General features: G+C 68.1%; 27 protein-coding genes. 5 read left to right on the top strand and 22 right to left on the bottom strand.

The window, feature by feature from the left end:
- Positions 1 to 7 precede the first annotated feature (7 nt).
- The 5 genes from LRA89_RS11830 to LRA89_RS11810 form a co-directional block, all read right to left on the bottom strand.
- The gene (locus LRA89_RS11830; protein WP_230770308.1) at positions 8 to 1,426 is read right to left on the bottom strand and encodes an efflux transporter outer membrane subunit; all 1,419 of its coding nucleotides are present in this window, start codon (positions 1,424 to 1,426) and stop codon (positions 8 to 10) included.
- Positions 1,426 to 2,970 (bottom strand): MDR family MFS transporter, encoded by a 1,545-nt coding sequence (locus LRA89_RS11825; protein ID WP_230770829.1) that lies wholly within the window; start codon positions 2,968 to 2,970, stop codon positions 1,426 to 1,428. The genes LRA89_RS11830 and LRA89_RS11825 overlap by 1 nt, the downstream gene beginning before the upstream one ends.
- Positions 2,971 to 2,992: 22 nt before the next feature.
- The gene (locus LRA89_RS11820) at positions 2,993 to 4,138 is read right to left on the bottom strand and encodes an HlyD family secretion protein (RefSeq protein ID WP_230770307.1); all 1,146 of its coding nucleotides are present in this window, start codon (positions 4,136 to 4,138) and stop codon (positions 2,993 to 2,995) included.
- Between the two features lie 338 nt (positions 4,139 to 4,476).
- Complete coding sequence (locus LRA89_RS11815) at positions 4,477 to 5,136, bottom strand: DUF1013 domain-containing protein (protein WP_055757125.1); 660 nt, start codon at positions 5,134 to 5,136, stop codon at positions 4,477 to 4,479.
- 127 nt (positions 5,137 to 5,263) lie between these two features.
- Positions 5,264 to 6,271: an NAD(P)H-quinone oxidoreductase gene (locus LRA89_RS11810; RefSeq protein ID WP_443024968.1), complete on the bottom strand. Its 1,008-nt coding sequence runs from the start codon at positions 6,269 to 6,271 to the stop codon at positions 5,264 to 5,266.
- Between the two features lie 65 nt (positions 6,272 to 6,336).
- Here LRA89_RS11810 and LRA89_RS11805 point away from each other — a divergent pair, with 65 nt between their 5' ends.
- Entirely contained in the window at positions 6,337 to 6,534 is a 198-nt protein-coding gene (locus LRA89_RS11805) for a DUF1192 domain-containing protein (RefSeq protein WP_230770306.1), read from the top strand.
- A gap of 125 nt (positions 6,535 to 6,659) precedes the next feature.
- The gene (gene clpA / locus LRA89_RS11800; protein WP_055755299.1) at positions 6,660 to 8,978 is read left to right on the top strand and encodes an ATP-dependent Clp protease ATP-binding subunit ClpA; all 2,319 of its coding nucleotides are present in this window, start codon (positions 6,660 to 6,662) and stop codon (positions 8,976 to 8,978) included.
- 45 nt (positions 8,979 to 9,023) lie between these two features.
- Here clpA and LRA89_RS11795 read toward each other — a convergent pair whose 3' ends face one another.
- Positions 9,024 to 10,313, bottom strand: coding sequence for a S41 family peptidase (locus LRA89_RS11795; protein WP_230770305.1), 1,290 nt, complete (start codon positions 10,311 to 10,313; stop codon positions 9,024 to 9,026).
- 109 nt (positions 10,314 to 10,422) lie between these two features.
- Here LRA89_RS11795 and LRA89_RS11790 point away from each other — a divergent pair, with 109 nt between their 5' ends.
- Positions 10,423 to 10,893, top strand: coding sequence for an Lrp/AsnC family transcriptional regulator (locus LRA89_RS11790; RefSeq protein ID WP_230770304.1), 471 nt, complete (start codon positions 10,423 to 10,425; stop codon positions 10,891 to 10,893).
- Between the two features lie 36 nt (positions 10,894 to 10,929).
- On the opposite strand, the gene pal is transcribed toward LRA89_RS11790, so the two are convergent.
- The 6 genes from pal to LRA89_RS11760 all read right to left on the bottom strand — a co-directional run bounded on the left by pal (position 10,930) and on the right by LRA89_RS11760 (position 15,508).
- The gene (pal, locus tag LRA89_RS11785) at positions 10,930 to 11,457 is read right to left on the bottom strand and encodes a peptidoglycan-associated lipoprotein Pal (protein ID WP_230770303.1); all 528 of its coding nucleotides are present in this window, start codon (positions 11,455 to 11,457) and stop codon (positions 10,930 to 10,932) included.
- A gap of 70 nt (positions 11,458 to 11,527) precedes the next feature.
- A complete protein-coding gene (gene tolB, locus LRA89_RS11780) occupies positions 11,528 to 12,832 on the bottom strand; it encodes a Tol-Pal system beta propeller repeat protein TolB (RefSeq protein ID WP_230770825.1) in 1,305 nt (434 codons plus the stop codon).
- Between the two features lie 27 nt (positions 12,833 to 12,859).
- Entirely contained in the window at positions 12,860 to 13,921 is a 1,062-nt protein-coding gene (locus LRA89_RS11775; RefSeq protein ID WP_230770302.1) for a cell envelope biogenesis protein TolA, read from the bottom strand.
- Positions 13,922 to 13,925: 4 nt separating this feature from the next.
- Entirely contained in the window at positions 13,926 to 14,357 is a 432-nt protein-coding gene (locus LRA89_RS11770; protein ID WP_056493253.1) for an ExbD/TolR family protein, read from the bottom strand.
- A 3-nt stretch (positions 14,358 to 14,360) separates the two neighbouring features.
- Complete coding sequence (gene tolQ / locus LRA89_RS11765; protein ID WP_414886716.1) at positions 14,361 to 15,050, bottom strand: protein TolQ; 690 nt, start codon at positions 15,048 to 15,050, stop codon at positions 14,361 to 14,363.
- On the bottom strand, positions 15,050 to 15,508 hold the full coding sequence (locus tag LRA89_RS11760) for a YbgC/FadM family acyl-CoA thioesterase (RefSeq protein WP_056493259.1): 459 nt from the start codon (positions 15,506 to 15,508) through the stop codon (positions 15,050 to 15,052). Before LRA89_RS11760 ends, tolQ begins: the two co-directional genes overlap by 1 nt.
- A gap of 113 nt (positions 15,509 to 15,621) precedes the next feature.
- Here LRA89_RS11760 and LRA89_RS11755 point away from each other — a divergent pair, with 113 nt between their 5' ends.
- Positions 15,622 to 16,029 carry a hypothetical protein gene (locus tag LRA89_RS11755; protein ID WP_230770301.1) on the top strand — a complete coding sequence of 136 codons (408 nt, stop codon included), beginning with the start codon at positions 15,622 to 15,624 and terminating at the stop codon, positions 16,027 to 16,029.
- Between the two features lie 5 nt (positions 16,030 to 16,034).
- On the opposite strand, the gene LRA89_RS11750 is transcribed toward LRA89_RS11755, so the two are convergent.
- The 10 genes from LRA89_RS11750 to LRA89_RS11705 all read right to left on the bottom strand — a co-directional run bounded on the left by LRA89_RS11750 (position 16,035) and on the right by LRA89_RS11705 (position 21,694).
- The gene (locus tag LRA89_RS11750; RefSeq protein ID WP_230770300.1) at positions 16,035 to 16,358 is read right to left on the bottom strand and encodes a hypothetical protein; all 324 of its coding nucleotides are present in this window, start codon (positions 16,356 to 16,358) and stop codon (positions 16,035 to 16,037) included.
- Positions 16,359 to 16,369: 11 nt separating this feature from the next.
- Positions 16,370 to 17,389 carry a Holliday junction branch migration DNA helicase RuvB gene (gene ruvB, locus LRA89_RS11745; RefSeq protein WP_230770299.1) on the bottom strand — a complete coding sequence of 340 codons (1,020 nt, stop codon included), beginning with the start codon at positions 17,387 to 17,389 and terminating at the stop codon, positions 16,370 to 16,372.
- Positions 17,390 to 17,498: 109 nt separating this feature from the next.
- Positions 17,499 to 18,035 (bottom strand): hypothetical protein, encoded by a 537-nt coding sequence (locus LRA89_RS11740; RefSeq protein WP_230770298.1) that lies wholly within the window; start codon positions 18,033 to 18,035, stop codon positions 17,499 to 17,501.
- 107 nt (positions 18,036 to 18,142) lie between these two features.
- Positions 18,143 to 18,742, bottom strand: a complete 600-nt coding sequence (ruvA, locus tag LRA89_RS11735; RefSeq protein WP_230770297.1) for a Holliday junction branch migration protein RuvA — start codon at positions 18,740 to 18,742, stop codon at positions 18,143 to 18,145.
- 199 nt (positions 18,743 to 18,941) lie between these two features.
- Entirely contained in the window at positions 18,942 to 19,451 is a 510-nt protein-coding gene (gene ruvC / locus LRA89_RS11730) for a crossover junction endodeoxyribonuclease RuvC (RefSeq protein WP_056493269.1), read from the bottom strand.
- A gap of 2 nt (positions 19,452 to 19,453) precedes the next feature.
- Entirely contained in the window at positions 19,454 to 19,690 is a 237-nt protein-coding gene (locus LRA89_RS11725; RefSeq protein WP_230770296.1) for a hypothetical protein, read from the bottom strand.
- Positions 19,691 to 19,701: 11 nt separating this feature from the next.
- Complete coding sequence (locus LRA89_RS11720) at positions 19,702 to 20,445, bottom strand: YebC/PmpR family DNA-binding transcriptional regulator (protein WP_055755285.1); 744 nt, start codon at positions 20,443 to 20,445, stop codon at positions 19,702 to 19,704.
- A gap of 28 nt (positions 20,446 to 20,473) precedes the next feature.
- Positions 20,474 to 21,007: a DUF1003 domain-containing protein gene (locus LRA89_RS11715; protein WP_055755284.1), complete on the bottom strand. Its 534-nt coding sequence runs from the start codon at positions 21,005 to 21,007 to the stop codon at positions 20,474 to 20,476.
- 20 nt (positions 21,008 to 21,027) lie between these two features.
- Positions 21,028 to 21,264, bottom strand: coding sequence for a DUF2312 domain-containing protein (locus LRA89_RS11710; protein ID WP_055755283.1), 237 nt, complete (start codon positions 21,262 to 21,264; stop codon positions 21,028 to 21,030).
- Between the two features lie 85 nt (positions 21,265 to 21,349).
- Positions 21,350 to 21,694, bottom strand: a complete 345-nt coding sequence (locus tag LRA89_RS11705; RefSeq protein ID WP_230770295.1) for a DUF1244 domain-containing protein — start codon at positions 21,692 to 21,694, stop codon at positions 21,350 to 21,352.
- A gap of 72 nt (positions 21,695 to 21,766) precedes the next feature.
- Between LRA89_RS11705 and pyk the strand changes: the two genes are divergently transcribed.
- Entirely contained in the window at positions 21,767 to 23,236 is a 1,470-nt protein-coding gene (pyk, locus tag LRA89_RS11700) for a pyruvate kinase (protein WP_230770294.1), read from the top strand.
- The last annotated feature ends 45 nt before the right edge of the window (positions 23,237 to 23,281 follow it).

Below are 23,281 nucleotides of genomic sequence, written 5' to 3'. Positions count from 1 at the left end.
CGCCCCCTCACTTGCTCGCGCGCCACCCCAATCCCAGCGTCTTGTTCACCGCGATGTAGCTGCCGGTCAGCGCGGCGCGGGCCTGCGATACCGCGATTTGCGCGGCGAGTTGCTGGCGCTCAAGGTCGAGTTGCTCGATCCGGGTCGCGGTGCCGGCCGCCACCCGCTGGCGGTTGAGCGTCGCGGCGCGGGTGGCGGTGGCCTCCGCCTGTGTCAGCCGGCCGAGCTGGGCGCGGGCGTTGCCGAAGCGCGACAGCGCGGTTTCGGATTCCTGCAACGCTTCGAGGACGGTCTGGCGATAGGCGGCTTCGGCGCCGTCGCGCTGCGCCTCCGACGCGGCGGTGGCGGCGCGGGCGCGGCCGAAATCGAGGAACGACCAGTTGAGCGACGGCGCGGCGAGTGCCGCCAGATTCCCGAGATCGAACACGTCGCCGACCGAGGTGCCGCCCAAGCCCAGCAGCCCCATGAAGCGGACGCCGGGCAGTTCCTTCGCCTTGTTCACCCCGATCGCGGCGGTGCCGGCGGCGAGCTGGCGTTCGGCGGCGCGCACGTCGGGGCGCTGCGCGATCAGCGCGGCGGGGTTGCCGATCGGCACCTGCGCCGGGGGGAGCGGGACCGGCGCGGGGGTCGCCAGCACCGGATCGAGCGTGCCCGGCGTCCGCCCGGTCAGGATCGCGAGCAGCCCCAGTTGCTCGTCGCGCTGCGCGGCGAGCGGGATCGTCTGCGCGGTGGTGTTCTCCAACTGGCCCTGCGCGCGTTCGAGGTCGAGCCGCGAGGCGGTGCCGCGCTCGAAGCGCTGGCGCAGCAGCGCCAGTTGCTGGCGCTGCGCCTGGGCCGCGGCGTCGTTGAGCGTGATGCGGGCCTGTAGGTCACGCAGGCTGACATAGGCCTGCGCGACCTGTGCCGAGAGCGAGACCTGTGCGTCGGCGAGGTCGGCGGTGCGTGCGCCTACGGTCGCGCGGACCTGTTCGATGCCCCGCCGGCCGCCGCCGAACAGGTCGGCCTCCCATGAGGCGTTGAGGCCGGCGTTGTAGAACTGGAGCGATTCGCTGGAGGATGCCCCCTGCCCCAGATCGATGCCGGGCAGGCGCGCGCCGATCGCGGTGGCGTTGGCGCTGAGCGCGGGCAGGTTGGCGGTGCGTTGCTGGCGAAGCTGCGCCTCGGCCTCGCGGATGCGGGCACTGGCCTGTGCCACGGTCGGGCTGTCGGCGAGCGCTTCGTCGATCAGGCGGGTGAGCAGCGGGTCGCTTAAAGCCTCCCACCAGCGGGCGAGGCCGGGGGCGGCGGTGAAGGCCGGATCGGTCGCACGGACGAAGCTGCCGCGCGTCACCGCGTCGCCGGCGGTCGCGGGCGGTCCGTCGTAGTTCGGACCGACGGTGCAGCCCGCGAGCAGGCCGGCGGTGACGAGGAGGAGGGAACGACGCATCAATGCACACTCGCCGCCGGGGCGCCTTGGGGTAACGGGCGGAGGAACAGGATCAGCGGCAGCGCGGCCAGCGTCACCATCCCCATCACCCAGAAAATATCATTATAGGCCATGGTCAGCGCCTCGCCCTGAATCTGCTGGCCGATCAGGCGCAGCCCCGCGTCGGGACTGCCGGCGCTGCGGCCAAGGCCGGTCAGATAGTCTTGTACGCTCAGGCTGTTGGCGTTCAGCGATTCTTCCAGCCGGCGCGAATGAAGCCAGACGCGCTGTTCCTGCAAGATCGAGATGCCGGCGAGCGCAAGGCTGCCGCCCAGATTGCGCGCCGCGCCGAACAGACCCGACGCATCGCCGGCATCGGCGGCGGGGACCGAACGGATGACGGCTTGGGACAGGAACAGCATGGCGAGGATCTGCCCGACGCCGCGCAGCAACTGCGACACGGTGAACGCGCTGCCGGTCGACGCGGCGGTCAGGTTCGCGTCGAGCAGCGCCGCGCCGGCCATGATCGCGAGGCCGCCGCCGACCGCGATGCGGATGTCGATCCGCTTTAGCAGCACCGGCACGAGCATCATCAGCAACAGGCTGGGGATGCCCGACAGCAGCACGACCTTGCCCGATTGCAGCGCGTTGTAGCCGGCCAGCGTCGCGAGGAACTGCGGAATGACGTAGCTGGTGCCGTAGAGGACGACACCCAAGACCAGCCCCATGATCGCGACCGATCCGAACTGGCGGTCGAGCAGCAGTTTGAGCTTGATGATCGGCCGCCTGGCCGCTGTCTGTCCCCAGAACAGGAAGCCGATGCCGGTCACGGTGATGAGCGCCATCCAGCGGATCAGCGACGAATCGAACCATTGTTCGCGCTGCCCGTCCTCAAGGAACACGGTGAGGCCGCCCAAGCCCAAGGTCAGGCCGATGATGCCGCGCCAGTCGGCCTCGCGCAGCAGGTGCCATTTGGCGGGTTCGTGGCGCAGCCCGACCAGCAGCAGCACGGCGAGGATCGCGCAAACCGGCAGGTTGAGGAAAAAGGCATAGTGCCAGCTGATATTCTCGGTCAGCCAGCCGCCGATCAGCGGCCCCAGCACCGGCCCCATGATCGCGGTCACGCCGAAGGCGGCGACGCCGACCGGCTGCTGTGCCGGCGGCAGGCGCTGGGCGATCACCGTCTGCGCGGTCGGGATCATCACCCCGCCGAAAAACCCCTGCCCCACCCGGCCGAGGATCATCACCACCAGCGTGGTGGCGACGCCGCAGACGACCGAAAAGGCGGTGAACAGCCCGGCGGCCATCAACAGGAAGGTGCGCAGGCCCAAGACACGCTGCAACCAGCCCGCCATCGGGATCGCGACGATCTCCGCGACCAGATAGGCGGTGGCGATCCATGTCCCCTCGGTGCCGCTCGCGCCGATCTCGCCCTGGATCGTCGGCAAGGCCGAATTGACGATCGAGATGTCGAGCGTCGCCATGAACGCGCCCAAGGTCCCCGCCGCGACCGCCAGCCATGCCGACAGGTCGGCGCGCTGCGGCGGATCGGCGGCGGCGGTCATGGCCGGGGCGGCGACGGCCACGTTACTTGGCCACCGCCGCCGATTGCTGTTCGCGAATCCGCTCGAGGTCGCCGTTGGCCGAGCGGGTGTCGACCGTGACCGTCACCGACAGGCCGGGCACGAGCAGGCGGCGCGCGGCCGGTGTCGCCTGAATCGCGACGCGCACCGGCACGCGCTGGGTGATCTTGGTAAAGTTGCCGGTCGCGTTCTGCGGCGGCAGGATCGAGAATTGCGCGCCGGTGCCCGGCGACAGGCTTTCGATCCGGCCGCGCAACTCGACGCCGTCGAGCGCATCGACCTCGATCCGCACCGGCTGGCCCGGGCGCATCAGGGCGAGCTGCGTTTCCTTGAAATTGGCGGTGACGTAGAGCGCGTTGAGCGGCACGATCGACATGAGGCGGCTGCCGGCCTGCGCGTACTGGCCGGGGGTCACGGTGCGGTCGCCGATCCGACCGGCGACGGCGGCGGTGAGCAAGGTCGCATCCTCGTCAACCGAGGCGGCGGTGCGCTGGGCGCGGGCGGCCTGTTGCTGCGCTGTCCCTTGCGCGATCTGGCTGCGGACCGAGGCGACGCGGCGTTGCTGGATGACCAGTGCCGCCGCCTGCGCGCGGACCTGATCGGCGGACTGGCGTGCGGCGAGTTCGAGGGTGGCGAGTTGCTGGCGCGTCTCCGCGCCGCTTTCGGCGAGCGGGCGGTAGCGCGCGACCTCGGCGGCGTCGTGCATCGCCTTGGCGCGCGCGGAGGCGAGTTGCGCCTGCGCCTGCGCGATCGCGGCGGATTGTTCGTTCAGTTGCGCGCGGGCGGCGTCGGCCTGTGCCGTGGCGACAGCGATCTGCGCGTCGGCCTGCGCCGCCTGCGCATCGATCGTGCGGCGGTCGATGCGGACCAGCGGCTGGCCGGCGGCAACGTCCTGATTCTCGCGCACCAGCACCTGCGCGACATAGCCCGAGACACGCGGCGACACCGTGACCATGTCCGCCTCGATCCGGGCGTCGTCGGTGCTTTCCATGAAGCGGCCGACGTTCCGGTAGTTCAGGAACCAAGCGATCCCGCCGACGATCGCGGCGAGCAGCAGGACGATCAGGATGACCTTCGCCCGGCCGCTTGGCCGCTTCGACGGCGGCGGTGCGTCGTCGGGAACGATGGGGTCGGCGGTCTGGTCGGTCATGGGCGGCGGTCCGGGTGCGACGGCCGGCGCGGCCGTCATCGATGATGCGGCGCAACATAAGCGGACATCGTGTCCGGTTCAAGCACGATCGGCGGAAACGCGAACGGCCCGGTTGCCGTGGGGCAACCGGGCCGTCGGGGCTGGTTCTGAACGCTTAAGACCGGGTCGGTATTCCCCTCCCGATCGTCACCCCGGACTTGTTCCGGGGTCTACCAAGCCGCAAGCGTTGCCGCTGGTGCCTTGCGCCGCACCGATCGCCGCACCGTGGACCCCGGAACAAGTCCGGGGTGATGGCGGAGAGTGGTTCGTCGGGACAGGAAACCCCGACCGCCCCCGGATCAGCGCTTGAACGGATCGATGAAGCCGCCGATCGTCGGCTGCTCGCCGCTGGCGGCCAGTTCGGCGTCGCGGGCCGCTTGCGTCCGTTCGTTGCGGAGCTGTTCGATCAGCGCCTCGCGGTCGCCTTCCAGCCGGGTGTCGGTCGGAGCTTCGATGCCGGCGGCCTTCGCCGCCTTGCCGACCAGCGCGTCGAGTTCGCGCTGCGAACACAGGCCGAGCGTCACCGGGTCCTTCGGCGTGATGTTGGCGATGTTCCAGTGGGTGCGATCGCGCAGCGCGGCGATGGTGGTGCGGGTGGTGCCGATCAGCTTGCCGATCGCGCCGTCGGTGATCTCCGGGTGATTGCGGATGATCCACGCGATGCCGTCGGGCTTGTCCTGCCGCTTGCTGACCGGCGTGTAGCGCGGGCCCTTGGTGCGGCGGACCTGATCGGGGCCCTTCATCATGACAAGGCGATAGTCGGGGTTCTTCTGTCCCTTCTCGATCTCGTCCATCGTCAGTTCGTGCGCGCGGACCGGATCGCGCCCGGTCAGCTTGGTCGCGGCGGTATCGTCGGCGATCGCCTGAACCTCGAGGACGTGTAGGCCGCAGAAGTCGGCGATCTGCGGAAAGGACAGCGCGGTATTGTCGACGAGCCAGGAAGCGGTCGCATGCGGCATCAGCGGCTGGGCCACGACGGGTCTCCGAAATAGAAAGGGCCGCCCAATCCGGGCGGCCACACTGGGTACGGACTTAGTGGCAAGGATACGAAAGGGCAAGCGCCGTGCCGCGCGGGGGGCCGGACGGTCAGTCGACGTCGCCCACCACCAGCACGATCTTGCCGACATGATCGCCTGCTTCCATCCGGCGATGCGCATCGGCGGCCTGTGCGATCGGGAAGGTACGGTCGATCACCGGGCGCAGCCGGCCGCCGGCGATATGTGGCCAGACCGAGCGCGACAGTTCGTCGGCCACCATTTCCTTGAACGCCGCGTCGCGCGCGCGCAGCGTCGATCCGGTCAGCGTCAGGCGGCGGCGCATGACATCCCACAGCGGCACGGTGGCGACCGCACCGCCCTGCACCGCGATCGAGACGTGGCGACCGTCCTCGGCCAGACATTTCAGGTTGCGCGGCACATAGTCGCCGCCGACCATGTCCAGCACCACCGCGACGCCCCTGCCGCCGGTGATCTGCCCCACCCGCTCGACGAAATCCTCGGTGCGATAGTTGATCGCATGAGCGGCCCCAAGGTCGAGCGCCGCCGTCGCCTTCGCATCCGATCCGACCGTGACGATGACGGTGAGGCCGAAGACCTTGCCGAGCAGGATCGCCATCGTGCCGATGCCGCTGGTGCCGCCATGGACCAGCACCGTATCGCCCTCCGCCGCGAAGCCGCGGTCGAACAGGTTGGTCCAGACGGTGAAGAGCGTTTCGGGGAGGGCCGCCGCCTCGACCAGCGACAGCCCGTCGGGCACCGGCAGGCATTGCCCGGCGGACACCGCGACGTATTCAGCATAGCCGCCGCCGGCGAGCAGCGCGCAGACCGGCTGGCCGAGCAGCTCGCGCGCCACCCCGTCGCCGAGCGCGGCGACGTGGCCAGCGACCTCGAGTCCCGGGATCGACGGCGCGCCGGGCGGGGGCGGATAGCCGCCGGTGCGCTGCAACACGTCCGGGCGGTTGACCCCGGCGGCGACGACGCGGATCAGCACCTCGCCCGCGCGTGGCACCGGCACCGGCCGGTCGACCAGCGTCAGCACCTCCGGCCCGCCGGCTTCCGCCGGATCGATCGCACGCATCGTCGCTGGTACGTTCATGACGCCGCCCCCTTATGGCCTCGCGTTATTGACATCCCGCAAGACAGGGTCAACGTTGCATTGCAATGGAACCCGACGATTTTCTTAACCATGATCGTGCCAATACGTTGGCGATGCTGGTGCGCGAGGATCTCGACCCGCTGTCGATCGACGAACTGACCGCGCGCATCAAGGCGCTGGAACAGGAGATCGGCCGCTGCCGGGCGCGAATCGAACGCGCCCGCGATCATCGCTCCAGCGCCGACGCGCTGTTCCGTTCGTGACCGGTTGCCGCCCCCTCCCGCCGGCATGGCTTGATGCGGGGGGGCGGCATACCGACATTGGGGAAGACCCGGGAAACCGGGACGCAGGGCCGGCGCGTTCCCGCCGGTCGACCGGAGTGACCTGAATGCCATCCTTCGCTTCCGCACTGGAAACCACGCTGCACAAGGCGCTCGAGGCCGCATCCTCGCGCCGTCACGAATATGCGACGCTCGAACACCTCCTCTACGCGCTGATCGACGACAAGGACGCCGCCAAGGTCATGGCCGGCTGCGGCGTCGAGCTTGACGAGTTGAAGGCGACCGTCGCCCATTATCTCGATACCGAACTCGACACGTTCAAACTGGACGCCGCGACCGATCCGTCGCCGACCAGCAGCTTTCAGCGCGTGGTGCAGCGCGCGATCCTGCACGTCCAGTCGTCGGGCCGCGACGAAGTGACCGGGGCCAACGTGCTGGTCGCGATGTTCAGCGAGCGCGAGACCTATGCCGTGTATTTCCTGCAACAGCAGGACATGAGCCGGCTGGATGCGGTCAGCTTCATCAGCCACGGCGTCGGCAAGGGCGGCACCACCGCATCGGAAACACCGGCCCCCAAGGGCGCCGAGGAAAAGGAAACCCAGAAGACGGGCGACAAGGGCAAGGGCGAAAGCGCGCTCAAGCAGTTCTGCGTCGATCTGAACGAGAAGGCGAAGACCGGCAAGGTCGACCCGCTGATCGGTCGGTCGGCGGAGGTCGATCGCACGGTGCAGATCCTGTGCCGCCGGTCCAAGAACAACCCGCTCTATGTCGGCGATCCCGGCGTGGGCAAGACCGCGATCGCCGAGGGCCTCGCGCGCAAGATCGTCGAGGGCGACGTGCCCGAAGTGCTGTTGCCCGCCGTCATCTATTCGCTCGACATGGGCGCGCTGCTCGCCGGCACCCGCTATCGCGGTGATTTCGAGGAGCGGCTCAAGCAGGTCGTGACCGAGCTTGAGAAGCTGCCGCATGCGGTGCTGTTCATCGATGAGATTCACACCGTCATCGGCGCGGGCGCGACCAGCGGCGGGGCGATGGATGCGTCGAACCTGTTGAAGCCCGCATTGTCGGGCGGGCAGATTCGCTGCATCGGCTCGACCACCTACAAGGAGTTCCGCAACCACTTCGAAAAGGATCGCGCGCTGCTGCGCCGGTTCCAGAAGATCGACGTGAACGAGCCTTCGGTCGAGGACACGATCAAGATCCTCACCGGTCTGCGTTCGGCGTTCGAGGAGCATCACAAGGTCAAGTACACCCCCGATTCGATCAAGTCGGCGGTGGAATTGTCGGCGCGCTACATCAACGACCGCAAGCTGCCCGACAAGGCGATCGACGTGATCGACGAAGTGGGCGCGATGCAGATGCTGGTGCCCGCGCCCAAGCGGAAGAAGACGATCACGTCGAAGGAGATCGAACAGGTCATCGCGACGATGGCGCGCATCCCGCCCAAGACCGTGTCGACCGACGATACCCGCGTGCTCGCCAACCTCGACGTCGATCTGAAGCGCGTGGTCTTCGGGCAGGACGCGGCGATCAAGGCGCTGTCGTCGGCGATCAAGCTGAGCCGTGCGGGCCTGCGCGATCCCGACAAGCCGATCGGCAACTATCTGTTCACCGGTCCGACCGGGGTCGGCAAGACCGAGGTCGCGCGGCAGTTGGCCGAGATCATGGGCATTCCGCTCCAGCGGTTCGACATGTCCGAATATATGGAGCGCCATTCGATCAGTCGGCTGATCGGTGCCCCTCCGGGCTATGTCGGTTATGACCAGGGCGGTCTGCTGACCGATGCAATCGACCAGCAGCCGCATTGCGTGCTGCTGCTCGACGAGATCGAGAAGGCGCATCCCGACCTGTTCAACATCCTGTTGCAGGTGATGGACAACGGCAAGCTGACCGATCACCACGGCAAGACCGTCGATTTCCGCAACGTCATCCTCATCATGACGACCAATGCCGGCGCGTCGGACATGGCCAAGGAATCGATCGGCTTCGGCCAGATCGACCGCGAGGACGTGCAGGAAGAGGCGGTGAAGAAGCTGTTCACCCCGGAATTCCGCAACCGGCTCGATGCGATCGTGCCGTTCGGTTATCTGCCGCCGGAAGTCGTGGCGCGGGTGGTGGACAAGTTCATCCTCCAGCTCGAACTGCAATTGTCGGATCGCGGCGTCCACATCCAGCTCGACGAGGACGCCAAGAGCTGGCTGACCGAGAAGGGCTATGACAAGCTGTACGGCGCGCGGCCGATGGGCCGGTTGATCCAAGACAAGATCAAGCAGCCGCTGGCCGAGGAACTGCTGTTCGGCAAGCTGGTCCATGGCGGTGAGGTGAAGGTCCGGCTGAAGGACAATGCGCTCGCGTTCGAGATGGTGCCCGCTGCGCCCAAGAAGCCGCGCAAGGGCGGCAAGGCGAAGGTGACGACCGGGGCATGACCGCCCGCCGCCACGCCGGGACCACCGGCGTGGCGGCGACGCCGCTCATTTGATCCGGTCGGCGCGCTCGGTCGATCCGTCGGCCCGTTCGACCTCCATGGCGATGATCTGGCCATTGGCCTCGACGAAGCGAAAACGGGTCGTGGGGTCGGTTTCGGGCACCACGCTGTCGGCCGCGACCGCCACCAGCGGAAATGCCGCGCGGCCAATGCGGGCGGAGGTCAGCCCGTTGTCGGCCACCGCGACCACCCGGTTGCCATAGCGTCCCGCATAATCCGCCAACGGCCGCGCCAGCCGCACCGGATTGGCGGACGCCCGGTAGAAGGCGACGAGGCGCTCGTCCTCGCGGCGTTCGTCCGCCGGCGCACGCGCGGCGATGGCGGTCATCGCCGCGACCTTCGCCGCCGCCAGCGCCTGATCCGGCGGGGTCACGATTGCCGGCGTCACGCCGACCCTCTCCCAATCCTTGCCCGTCTTGAGGCTGATCGCCCGGCCGGTCGATACGCTCAGCACATAGCTTTTGCCGATGGGCACCATGTCGTTGCGGAACCCCGCGCCGGCGGTGCGTTCGCCCACCAGCGTGCCGAAGCCGAGTGCCGAGACATGCGTCGCGAACTCCTCGGCCGCCGACGCGGTCTGGCCGCTGGTCAGCACATAGAGCGGCTTGCCCGCAAGGCTGAACGGTGCGGCGGGCGCGGTGGTCGCCTCGCCCGGCTTGCCGCGCATCTCGAACCGCATCAACGGTGTGCCGGCGGGGACGAAATAGCTGGCGATCGCCGCCACCGCCTCGGGCGAGCCGCCGCCGTTGCGGCGCAGGTCGATGATATACGCATCGCCCCCTTGCAGGAACCGCATCGCCCCGGCGATCGCCGCTTCCGCTTCGGGCGTTCCCCAGATGAACCCGTCATAGGCGACCATGCGGATATTGCCCGGCAATGTCTCCATCGCGCGAACGCCGGCATTCAGGCGGAGGATCATCCGCGCGACGCCGGGCGGCAGTGGGGCATCGTCGTCGTCCCCGGCAGGCGGCCGGCTGGCGAGCATCGCCGCCGTCCTGGGATCGAAGCGCAGCGACAGATGCTTGTCCGGCGTGACCCGCGCCATGTCGGCGTTGATGCGATCGGCCAGCGCCTCGCCCTGCAATCCGCGATAGCGATCGGGCGAGGCCAGCGCCGCGCCCAGCTTCGTCGCCACGTCGGGCAGGACATAGCGTTCGGCAAGGGCAGCCCGCGTCGCGGCGGCGACCGTGCCCGGATCGTCCTGCGCCCGTGCCGGCGCGGCCGACAGGGCGATGACGGCGATCGGTGACAATATGGCGGTAATTCCGTGACGCATTCGAACCCCTTCGCGTGACAATCGGCCACCTTATGCGCTGGCGATCCCGCGCTATTTCGGCAAATATCGCGGTGTCATCGCCGAAGTCCGGCGTCCGGGGGGAAGGACATTGACGGGAATACGCGATCTGGACGCCCATGATCGCGCGCTGTTGCACTGGCTGCAACGCGACGCGCTGCGCACGGCGGAGGATCTGGCGCGCGACGTGGCGCTGTCGCCATCGGCGATCACCCGCCGTGTGCGGCGGATGCGCGAGGACGGGACGATCGTCGCCGATGTCGCGATCGTGTCCGACCGGGTCGGGGCGTTCCTGTCGGCGCTGGTGGAGTTGCAGCTCGATCGTCACGCCCTGCCCCATGTCGAGGGGCTGCTGCGGCGGCTGGACGCCGACCCGCGGGTGCAGGCGATCATGGAGGTAACGGGAGAGCATGACCTGACGCTGATGGTCGTGGTCGCGGACATGGCGGCGTACAACCGCTTCGCCGATACGATGCTGGCGAACGATCCGACGATCCGCCGCTATGAAACCCGCTTCATCAAGAAACGGCGTAAATGGTCGGCGGCCCGGCCGATGGACTGACCGGCGGCGGCGTCCATGCGCCGCCGCCGGTGTCGATTACTGGAGGACGACCGTCACCGCGCGGCGGTTCTGCGCCCATGCGCCTTCGTCGGAACCCAGCGCCAGCGGGCGTTCCTTGCCATAGCTGATCGTGGTGATCCGCGACGACGCGATGCCGCGCGCCGCGAGATAGCTGGCCGCCGCATTGGCGCGACGATCGCCCAGCGCGAGGTTGTATTCGCGGGTGCCGCGTTCGTCGCAATGCCCCTCGATCGTCACGCGGACATTGGGGTAGCGCTGCAACCACTGCGCCTGGCTGTCGAGGACCGCGCGTGCCGAGGAATCGATGTCATACTGGTCGAGGCCGAAGTTGATCGTGTCGCTGGCGACCGACTGCTGGAAATCGGCGCGCGATCCGGGCACCACCGCGCCGGTGCCGGTGCCGCTTCCGGTGCCGCCGGTGCCCGCGTTGGGATCGACGGTCTGGCCGGGGCCGGGCGGCAGCACCGCCGGGCGCTTCTTGGCGCAGCCGGCCACCGCCAGCAGGCCGGTGGCGACGATCAATGCGGTCGAGAACTTCTTCATGGGGTCACTCCCTGGTCGTTACGCATCCACCACAATGCCCTGTAGCGGAAAACAGCCCTGTTAGCGAATGTTACGGCCGGATCGGTCCCCAGCTAGGGTCCGATCCGTCGAGCGCGGTGGGGATACGGCGGATGTTCGATCCGGTCAGGTCGACCGACCACACCTCGGTCCGGCCCGACCCCTGCGCCGATCGGAAGAAGGTGAGCACGCGGCCGTTGGGCGACCAGCTCGGCCCCTCGTCGCCCCATGCGTCGCTGAGCAGCTTCTCGCCCGACCCCGAAGGCGACATGATGCCGATGCGGAACGATCCGCCGCCCTGCCGGGTGAAGGCGATCAGGTCGCCGCGCGGGCTCCATACCGGGGTGCCGTAGCGCCCGCCGCCGAAGCTGATCCGCTGCTGGTTCGATCCGTCGGCGTTCATCACATAGAGCTGCTGCCCGCCCGACCGGTCGCTTTCGAACACGATGCGGCTGCCGTCGGGCGAATAGCTTCCCCCCGTGTCGATGCCGGGCGAATTGGTCAGCCGTTGCGGGGAACCCCCGGCCGAGGGGACGCGGTAGACATCGGTATTGCCCGCCTGCGCCATCGAGAACAGGACGTAGCGGCCATCGGGCGAGAAGCGCGGCGCGAAGGTGAGCGAGGCGTTCTGCACCAGCAACCGCTGCTTGCCGCTGCCCAGATCATAGATGTAGATCGCCGGGCGTTCGTTGACATAGCTCATATAGACGATCGACTGCTGGTTCGGCGCGAAGCGCGGCGTCAGCACGATCGACTGGCCGTTGGTCAGGAAACGGTGGTTGGCCCCGTCCTGATCCATGATCGCCAGCCGCTTGATCCGGCGGCCCTTCGGCCCCGTCTCGCTGACATAGACGATGCGACTGTCGAAATACGGCCCCTCGCCCGACAGGCGGGTATAGACCGCGTCGGCGCATTTGTGCGCGGCGCGACGCCATTCGGCCGGGGCGACGTTGAACCCCTGCCGCGTCAGCTCGGTCCGCGCGAATACGTCGTAGAGATAGCAGCCGATCGTGAGCGTGCCGTTGCTTTCGGCCCGGACATAGCCCTGCACCAGCGCCTGCGCGCCGCTCCACGCCGCATAGTCGGGCGACTGGACCTGTCCCATCGCGACCGGGGGCAGGCCGGCGGGACCGGCGGGCTTGAACAGTCCCGAGTTGCGCAGGTCGGTCGCGACGATCTCGGCCAGTTGCCGGCCGAGCGCGTCGGTGGAGCCGGCGGGGGTCGAGGCGGCCTGCGGCGTCGGCATGACCGGTACGGCGATCGGCAGCGGTTCGGAAATCCCACCCTCGATATCCACCTCGACCTGCGCATAGGCGGGGGCGGCCATCCCGGTCGCGAGCGTGGCGGCCAGCGCCATCGTGAGTTTACGCATACATCCCTCCGGTCAGCCGGGCAGCTTGTAGTTGATGGTGATGAATTTCCAGCCGCCTTCGTACAGGTCGGCCGGCAGTTCATAGGGCGCGCATTGAATGAACGCCGCGACCGCGAGTTCACCGACACGCTGCGCATAGCGTTCGTTTTCGGAGTCGACACCGGTCTGACCCCGGATCGTCGGCTTCGCCGCGAGCGTCCCGTCGGGGCGCATCTGCAACACGACCTTGGACGTGATCTGGTTCGCGCCCGGTCCGGGACTGGGAACACGGTTCGCGCAGGGTTGCACCTGTCGCCGGATCGCGCTGCCGAGGTTCGCGACGTCCTGCGCCCCCACGGCGGCGGCGCGCGGGGCCTGCGCCTTGCCCGGTGTCGGGGTGTCGGCGATGCCCTTCAGGAAGTCGTTGCCCAGCCGGCTGCCGCGCGGTCGCTGCGCGGTTGCCTGCGCATTGGTCCCCTGCCCCTTGGTCGCGGCGGGCTTGGCCGCCGGCCGGGCGGGCGCGGCGGGGGGTTTGGCCGGCGCTGCCTTGGGAGCGGCCTTGGGCGCGGCTTTCGGCTGCGCGGCCTTGGGCTGTGCCGCCGGACGCGCCGGCGTCGGGCGCGGCGGGGTTCTGGCCGGCGCGGGCTTGGGTTCGGGCGCGGGTGCCGGTTTTGGCGCGGGCCGGGGCACCGGTTTCGGGACCGGCCTGGGTGCCGGGGCGGGTTTTGGCGCCGGTTTGGGTTCCGGCTTCGGTTCAGGACGCGGGGCCGGTTGCGGACGCGGCGCGGGTACGGGCGGTGCCGGGACCGGCGGCGCGGGTTCTGCCTCGGGCGCGGGTTCCGGTTCGCTTGCCGCTTCGGGGGGCGCGGCATCCTCGGGCGGACCGGTGTCGGGGGCCTCGCTGACCGCCGGCGCTTCGTTCGGGTTGGGCGAGGTCTGCTCGGCGGCGACCTCTTCCGAGAAGCTGACGTCCATCGGCGGGGATTCGAGCTTCAGCGGGTTAGGCGTGGCAAGGAAGCCGACCGACAACAGCCCGAACAGGACGGCATGCCCCGCAACCGCAACGCCAAGTCCGATCTTCTCCGCCTTCTGCATCGCGCTATTGCGCCACGCTGATGAGCGACACGCGGTTGAGGCCAGCGCGGTTCAGTTCGCCCAGCACCCGGTTGACCCGGCCATAGTCGAGGCTGCGGTCGGCGCGCAGCATCACCTGCCGCGGCTCGGTGGCACCGGCCCCCGCCGCCGCAATCTTCTCCAGCTCGCCCGGCAGATTATCGCCCGAGATTTCGACGTCGTCGAGGAAGGTGCGCCCCTCGGCATCCATCGACAGCGTCAGCGGCTCCTGTTCGGGCGTCACCGCCTTGGCGCGGCTGTCGGGCAGGTTCACCGGCACGCCGCTGGTCATCAGCGGTGCCGTCACCATGAAGATGATGAGCAGCACCAGCATGACGTCGACCAATGGCGTCACGTTGATCTCCGCCATCGGCGCGCGGCGGCCCTTGCCCTTGGCGGACGGCAGGTTGATCCCCACGCCTCAGACGCCTTCGAGCTGGCGCGACAGCGTCGCGTGGAACGCATCGGCGAAGCGGTTGAGGCGCGATTCGATGCGGTTCACGCTATGGCTGAACCGGTTGTAGGCGATGACGGCGGGGATCGCCGCGAACAGCCCGATCGCGGTCGCGAACAGCGCCTCGGCGATACCCGGCGCGACGACCGCGAGCGAGGTATTCTGTTCGGACGCGATCGAGGTGAATGAGCGCATGATGCCCCACACCGTCCCGAACAGGCCGACGAACGGCGCCACCGACCCGATCGTCGCCAGCACGTTCAGCCGGTCGGCCAGCGTCTCGCTCTCGTCCGCCACGCTCGACGCCATGGCGGTGGCGAGGCGTTCGCGCGTGCCGTCGCGGTCGATCGCCTTGGCGGCGGTCGACCGGCGCCATTCGCGCACCCCCGACGAGAACACACGGGCGATCGCGGTATCGCGCGATCCCTGCAGCCGGTGAAAGGCATCGATGTCCTCGGCGCGTTCGAACTCGCCCTCGAACCGGTCGATGTCACGGCGGACCTTGCGGGCGCGCACCAGGAAGCCGACGATGATCGCCCACGTCCAGACGCTGGCCGCGAGCAGGCCGATCATCACGGATTTCACCACCCAGTCGGCCTGGAGGAAGAGCGCGACCGGCGACATGGTCGCGGCATCGGTATTCACGAAAACGTCCATCATGCCCCTTTTCCGGTTTCGGCCAGCCGCGCGAACACATCGATCCACGCCGCCGGTTGCCGCCGTGGTCGCCCGTTGCCGCCAACGAACGCCACCTCGACCCGCGCCGATGCCAACAACACATCGTCGCGGATGACTGTCTGCTGAATATCCACCGCCGCCGCGCGCACCCGGGCGACCGTGCTGACCACGACCAGCGCGTCGTTGAGCCGGGCGGGCGCCCGCCAGTCGAGCTGCATCGATCGCACGGCGTAATGGCCCTCGCCCGCTTCCTGCGCCGCGCGCTGGTCAACGCCGGCCACCATCAGCATGTCGCTGCGCGCGCGTTCGAAATAGCGCAGGTAATTCGCGTGATAGACGACGCCCGACAGGTCGGTATCCTCGAAATAGATCCGCAGCGGGAAGCGGTGCGTGGTCCCGACGAAGCGGCCACCGGTCGGCTGGTCGGGGGCGGTCATGGGCGTGGTCTTACCCCCCGCAGGCGCATGGGGAAAGGGGGGGGAGCGCCGGACATGCCGCCAAACACCCCGCCGGTATCGAAATATTAACCGACCCATGATTGGCTGACGCCATGGCTCCCAGCGTTCATCAGTTCGACGATCCGGCCTATACCATCCGCCTGACCCCGGAACGGCGGTTACTGGAGATCAGTTTTCGCGGATTCTGGGACGACGCGATCTATGACCGGTTCGACCGCAAGGTGCGCGCGCTGCTGCCGGGAATGCCATTGGTCGGCGTACCGATCGGGTCGCAGGTGACATTGCTCGACCTGACCGGCTATCCGGTGCAGAACCGGCCGATGCTCGAACGGCTGGCGGTGGTGGGCAACGACACCGATCTGGTCGGCCACCGCGTCGCGACGCTGCTGGCCAGCGCGCTGCTGCGGCAACAGGCACGGCGGACGGTGCCGGGGCACACGCTGTTCAGCGACCGGGGCGAGGCGATGGCGTGGCTGCTGGGCGAGTCCACGCCCGCCTGAGCGGATCAGCCGGCCGCCGGGTCGGTGATGACGCTGACCTTCTGAAACCCGGCGGACTGTACGAGATGCAGGATGCCGCCGGCGACCCGCCGGGGCAGCGCGACCGTGCCGACGACGTCGAGGACGACCGGGCGGCCTTTGTCGGGAATGGCGGCCAGCGCGCCCCCCAGCGCGTCCTGATCGTCGGGCAGGACGAACGTCTCCGCCGCGATCGTAACCCGCACGCTTGCGTCCCCGGCCATGGCGACGCCGATCCGCAGCGGGACCGCGGTCGCGACCGGGGCGACGATCAACCCACGCGCCGTCGACGACAGCCATGCCTTTTTCATGCCCCGCCCCTTCATTCGAACAGCCCGTCCTGCACGCCCGCCGGCGGCTCGAAGCCGAGATGCTTCCACCCGCCGGCATTCAGGCAGCGCCCGCGCGCGGTGCGGGCAATCATGCCGATCTGGATGAGATAGGGTTCGATCACTTCCTCGATCGTGTCGCGCGGTTCGGACAGGCCTGCCGCCAGCGTCTCCACGCCGACCGGGCCACCGCGATAGACATCGGCGATCATCGTCAGATAGCGGCGGTCCATCGCGTCCAGCCCCTTGGCATCGACCTCCAGCCGGTTGAGCGCCGCGTCGGCGGTGCGCGCATCGACGACATCGACGCCCGCGACATTGGCGAAATCGCGTACCCGCCGCAGCAGCCGCCCGGCGATGCGCGGGGTGCCGCGCGCACGCCTCGCCACCTCGGTCGCGCCGTCGGTGGCGATGCCCAGTCCCAGCAGTCCGGCGGCGCGGGTCACGACGCGGGTCAGTTCCTCGACGGTATAGAATTGCAGGCGGACCGGGATGCCGAAGCGGTCGCGAAGCGGCGTGGTCAGCAGCCCTTGCCGCGTGGTCGCCCCGACCAGCGTGAAGCGCGGCAGGTCGATGCGGACGCTGCGCGCCGACGGCCCCTCGCCGATCATCAGGTCGAGCGCGCGGTCCTCCATCGCCGGGTACAGCACTTCCTCGACCGCCGGATTGAGGCGGTGGATTTCATCGATGAACAGCACGTCGCCATCCTCGAGATTGGTGAGCAGCGCCGCCAGATCACCCGACTTGGCGATGACCGGGCCGGAAGTGGCGCGAAACCCCACCCCCATCTCGCGCGCGACGATCTGCGCCAGCGTGGTCTTGCCGAGGCCGGGGGGGCCGAAGAACAGCACATGGTCGAGCACGTCGCCCCGCCCGCGCGCGGCATCGATGAACACGCGCAGATTCTCGCGCGCCGCGCGCTGCCCGACGAATTCGTCGAGCGCCTTCGGGCGGAGGGCTGCATCGACGTCCTCGGGACGGCGAAGGGGGGTGGTCATGCGGTCGTCGGTCACAGGTGTTCCCTAGACGTTCGCGGGGTGGCGCGTCGAGGGGGTTGGTGGGGGGGGGAATTGGTGGTAAGCTGCCTTTCTGCTGCTGGTAACGCAAGGTCAGGCAGCCGCCCTAACTCTGGCATTCGATGCCGCGCAGTTTTAGGCTTCGGCACACTCGATCGAGAACAAAGTCGTTGTCGAGATCGTCCACAAAGAATTGTCCGCGAGTCAGAGCCGCCATCCCAGTCGGTAGGGCGTATAGCGCGCCTCGATTCGCGGCGGAGCCTTCTAGATAGTATGCGAATGGGTTGTCGGCGTTGATGTGCGGATCATAGACAAGCGGATGCTCCTCGATCCATCGCCTGAAATGTTTCCTGATCTTTGCAACCTCAGGGAACTGGCCGACGGGCGTCGGCCAAAAATGGACTGATCCTATCGTCCACATCACAGCACGGCGAAATGACGGCGTAATCACCGATACGACTGGCGATCGAGAGCCATCGATCGACCCGTCATCGTCTATTGCGAGTGGTCCGGCGGCACGAAAATAGAGATTGTAACCCTTCGCTGACGCAACCTCTTCTGGCGGAGTCGGCAAGGCTCGAAACCATTGAAGCACTTTGCTGCTTTGGCAGGGTTCCTCAACAAACCAGAACGAAGCCGGCATACCGTGCCTATCCTTGGAGCATCCCGCACATTGCGGAACGACGGATTTAGCGAATTTAAAAGCTAGCGCGCAATGTCCGGTATTGGGCGCATCCCGCCGTTGCGAACCTACCGCGACGCCTTCCGCAGCGCCAGCCGCACCAGCGCGTCGAGGGTGACGCCGGGCCCCAGTTCCTCCGCCGCCTTGCCGACCGCCGTGGCCGCTTCAGCCGGGCGGAAGCCGAGGTTGAGCAGCGCCGATACCGCATCGCCCTCCACGCCGCCTTCGGCTGCCGCCGGGGCGACCGCGCCGGGGCCGAGCGCGATGCCGCCGACCTTGTCCTTCAGCTCCATCGCGATGCGCTGGGCGAGTTTCGGGCCGACGCCGTTGGCACGCGCAATGCTGGCCTTGTCGCCGCGCGCGATCGCGGTGCGGACCTCGTCGGGCGACAGCGTCGAGAGGATGCCGAGCGCGACACGCGCACCGACCCCTTGCACGCCGGTGAGCAGGCGGAACCAGTCGCGCTCGTCGGCGCTGGCGAAGCCGACGAGGCGGATGAAATCCTCGGCGACGAGCATTTCGGTGTGGATCGTGACACTACCCCCGACCGGCCCCAGCGCCTGCAACGTACGCGACGACGCGCCGACGAGATAGCCGACGCCGCCCACGTCGATGACGGCATGGTCGATGCCGGAGACGGACAGCGTGCCTTTCAGATGCGCGATCATGATGTGCCTGTGTGGGGTTGGTGGCCGCGACGTTCGGTTTCTCCCCTCCCTGAAAGGGAGGGGGCGGGGGTGGGTCGGCCGGTTGTGGAACGCCTATCTTTCCTCGCGGGCCGACCCACCCCCAGCCCCTCCCTTCCAGGGAGGGGAGCAATTTGGACCCCGGAACAAGTCCGGGGTGACGGCCGAGGATAGGGCGTCGTCACGCCCCGATCCCAGTCGATCGCCGCGCGCGGGCGTGGGCGCTGGCCAGATGGTGGGCGTGGGTGATCGCCACCGCCAGTGCGTCGGCGGCATCCGGCCCGGTCAGCTTCACGCCGGGCAGGAGATGGCCGACCATCGCCTGAATCTGCTTCTTGTCCGCGCCGCCGGTGCCGACCACCGCCTTCTTGACGACGCTCGGATGATATTCGCCGATCGCGAGGCCGGCGGTCGAGGCGGACAGCAGGACGACGCCGCGCGCCTGCCCGAGCTTGAGCGTCGACTGCGCGTTGCTGTTGCCCAGCACCTCCTCGACCGCCGCGCCGTCGGGGCGTTCGGTGCGGATCACTTCGCCCAGTGCCCCGAACAGCAATGCCAGACGCCGGGGCAGTTGCATCGACGGGTCGGTGCGGATCTGCCCGTTGGCGACATGGCTCAGCCGGTTGCCATCGGCGCGGATCAGCCCCCAGCCGGTGGTGCCGAGACCAGGATCGAGGCCAAGGATCAGCAAACTCAACCCGCCGTTGAACCGCCAGTGGCAAGCTTGCGCTTCAATACCTCACCAGCATGATTGAAGCTATCTTCATTCCAGTGCGACCTACGCAATTTCACATCTTGGATGTTTCCCCAAGCATCCAAATCGCCACAGCCAATTTGATGCCCGTAGTCTTGCAACTCACAACGAGCTGTCGGCACATGTTTACGAACGATCTCTTGCGCGATCTGCAAGGCTTTCTGCTCGTTGGTCATCGCTTATCTCCTCAACCCAGCTTCTCCATGACCTCGTCGGAAACCTCGTAATTTCCCCAGACGGTCTGCACGTCGTCGTCGTCGTCGAGCGCGTCGATCAGCTTGAACAGCGTGGCCGCATCGTCCTCGCCGACCGAGACCATCGTCTGCGGCCGCCAGGCGAGTTTCGCGCCCTCGGCCTCGCCCAGCACCGCTTCCAATGCCTTGGCGACTTCGTGCAGGTCGGCGACGGCGGTCCAGATTTCGTGGCCGTCCTCGCCCGACGTGACGTCCTCGGCGCCGGCTTCCAGCGCGGCTTCGAACACCTTCTCGGCGTCGCCGGCCTTGGCGGGATAGCTGATGAGGCCGACGCGGTCGAAGCCATGGCTGACCGACCCGGCGGTGCCGAGGTTGCCGCCGTTCTTCGACACGGCGGTGCGCACGTTGGTCGCGGTGCGGTTGCGATTGTCGGACAATGCCTCGATGATGAGCGAGACGCCCGCCGGGCCAAAGCCTTCGTAGCGGATTTCCTCGTAATTCTCGAGGTCGCCCTTCGACGCCTTGTCCACCGCGCGCTGGATATTGTCCTTGGGCATCGACTGCGCCTTGGCGGCGTTGATCGCGGCGCGCAGGCGCGGGTTCATGTCGGGATCGGGCAGGCCCATCTTGGCCGCGACGGTGATTTCGCGGCTGAGCTTGCTGAACATGCCCGAGCGCTTCTTATCCTGCGCGCCCTTGCGGTGCATGATGTTCTTGAATTTACTATGGCCTGCCATCGGTGCCTCTTGAGGTTTATCGCCCGCTCTAACCCCGGGCGGCGTGTTGCGCCAGCGCGTCGATCTTCGCCTCCAGCGCGGCCAGCCGGTCGATCACGTCGGTGTCCAGCTTGGCGTGGAGCGCGAGGATGTCGATCTCGGCGCGCAGATTGGTTTCATAGTCGAGCCGCGCCGCCAGCCGGTCCTTTTCCGACTGCCGGTTCTGGCTCATCATGATGACCGGCGCCTGGATCGCCGCCAGCGTGGAGAGCATCAGGTTGAGAAAGATGTAGGGATAGGGATCGAACGCCAGCCCGAAATGCGACAGCACGTCGGAGTTGAGCAGCATCCAGCCGAGCAGCACCACGGTGAACGCGATGATGAACCCCCACGACCCGCCGACCGCCGCCACACGGTCGGCCAGCCGGTCGCCGAGCGTCGATCGCGCGTCCGATTCGTCGGCGGCGTCGCGGCTGACCGGCGCGCCGCGTTCGATCGCGGACAGGACACGGGCCTCTTCCTCGCCATGCGGATCGCCATGCCCCTTGAGCAGACGGGTCGCGAAGTGAAAGACGCTGGCCATGGTCCCGCCCCCTTCCCTGCCTAGATGCCGAGCGCGGTCTTGTAGGTTTCGAGCAGCATGTCCGCTTCGTCGCGGTGATGCTTTTCCATGCGGCGCAGGCGGATGATCGTGCGCATCGTCTTCACGTCGAACCCGGTCGACTTGGCTTCGCCATAGACGTCCTTGATGTCGTCGCTGATGCCCTTCTTCTCTTCTTCCAGCCGTTCGATACGCTCGATCAGCAGCCGCAGTTGTTCGGCGGAGACGTTGTCGGTCATGGGGTTCCCTTGGATACCGGAGCAAATGGTGAACGGGCGCGCCTAGCCGATCGGCGCGCGCGTCTCAATGGGGGCGTATTGGCGGTTACTTCGCCGGGGAAATCGCGGGCGGATCGCTCGCCGGGGCGCTGTTATCGAGCGCCTCGTTCCGGGCCACGCTGGCCTTCATCCGCGCGATCTGTTCGTCGCTCGCCGGCTGCTGATGGTCGGCCTTCCAGGTGGCATAGGGCATGCCGTACACCGCCTCGCGCCCCTCGTCCTTCGATATGCCGGCCGCCTCGCCCAGCCAGTCGCCGAGGCAGTTGCGGCAGAAACCGGCCAGCCCCATCAGGTCGACGTTCTGCGCGTCGGTGCGATGTTGCAGGTGGCGCACCAGCCGGCGGAACGCGGCGGCCTGTGCCGCTTCGTCGATGGAATCGATTGTTGCCATGACTCGGCCCTCCAAGGTTGATCGCGCCGCAATAACCCTTAGAGGCAGGCGCGCAAACGTCGGAGAGTGACAATGACCAAGGCCATCAGCCCCCGTTCGCGCAAGGTTCGCGTACTTGCCACGCTCGGACCCGCCAGCAACACCCCCGAGATGATCGCCAAGCTGTTCGAGGCGGGGGCCGATGCCTTCCGCGTCAACATGAGCCATGGCGACCAGCAGTCGAAGGTCGCGGTGATCGCGGCGATTCGCGGGCTGGAGCGCGACTATGGCCGCCCGACGACGATCCTCGCCGATCTTCAGGGACCGAAGCTGCGCGTCGGCCGCTTCGCCGAGGGCCGGGTGACCCTCGAAACCGGACAGGTCTTCACCCTCGACCGGTCGAGCGAGCCGGGCGATGCCACCCGCGTCGAACTGCCGCATGACGAGATTTTCGCGGCGATCACGCGCGATGCGCGCCTGCTGCTCGACGACGGCAAGCTGGTGCTGCGCGTCACCGATCACAACGCGGACACGATCGTGACCGAGGTGGTCATCGGCGGCGCGCTGTCGAATTCGAAGGGGCTGAACGTCCCCGACGTGGTGCTGCCGATGGCCGCGCTGACGCCCAAGGACATTTCCGACCTGCATTTCGCGGTCGATCAGGGCGTGGACTGGATCGCGCTGTCGTTCGTGCAGCGGCCCGAGGATCTGGCCGAGGCGCGCAAGCTGATCCAGGGCCGCGCCGCGCTGCTCGCCAAGATCGAGAAGCCCTCGGCGGTCGCGCGGCTTGAAGAGATCGTCGAACAGTGCGACGGCGTGATGGTGGCGCGCGGAGATCTGGGCGTCGAACTGCCGCCGCAGTCGGTGCCGCCGCTCCAGAAGCGGATCGTCGAGACCGCGCGCCGGCTGGGCCGGCCGGTCGTCGTCGCGACGCAGATGCTCGAATCGATGATCTCGTCGCCCTCGCCGACCCGCGCCGAGGTGTCGGACGTCGCGACCGCGGTGTATGACGGCGCCGACGCGATCATGTTGTCGGCCGAGAGCGCGGCGGGAAGCTGGCCGGTCGAATCGGTCGCGATGATGAACGACATCTCGCATGCCGTCGAACGCGATCCGGCGCATGGCGACCGCGTCCACTTCACCGTGCTGCGCCCCGACCCGACCACCGCCGACGCGCTGGCCGAGGCCGCCAAGAACATCGCCGCCACCGTCGATGCCAAGGCGATCCTGTGCTTCACCAAGTCGGGATCGACCGCGCGTCGCATCGCCCGCGAACGCCCGGCGGTGCCGATCATGGTGCTGACCCCGCAGATCGACACCGCGCGGCGGCTCGGCCTGCTGTGGGGCGTCCATGCCGTCCACACCCGCGACGTCGAATCGTTCGAGGAAATGGTGGCCAAGGCCAAGCGCATGGTGCTGCGCCACAAGCTGGCCAATGCCGGCGACCGGGTGGTGGTGTGCGCCGGCGTGCCGTTCGGGACGCCGGGGTCGACCAACGTGCTGCACGTCGTCCAGATCGTCGGCGACGAGCTGAAGAACTACGCCAACAACCACGAGGGTTGATTCGGACCGCTCCCCTTCCTGACAAGGGAGGGGTTGGGGGTGGGT

The sequence above is a fragment of the Sphingomonas sp. Leaf4 genome, from assembly GCF_920939515.1.
Lineage (GTDB): Bacteria > Pseudomonadota > Alphaproteobacteria > Sphingomonadales > Sphingomonadaceae > Sphingomonas.
The sequence above is the reverse complement of the archived record's forward strand: the minus strand, read 5'-3'. Positions and strand labels throughout refer to the sequence as shown.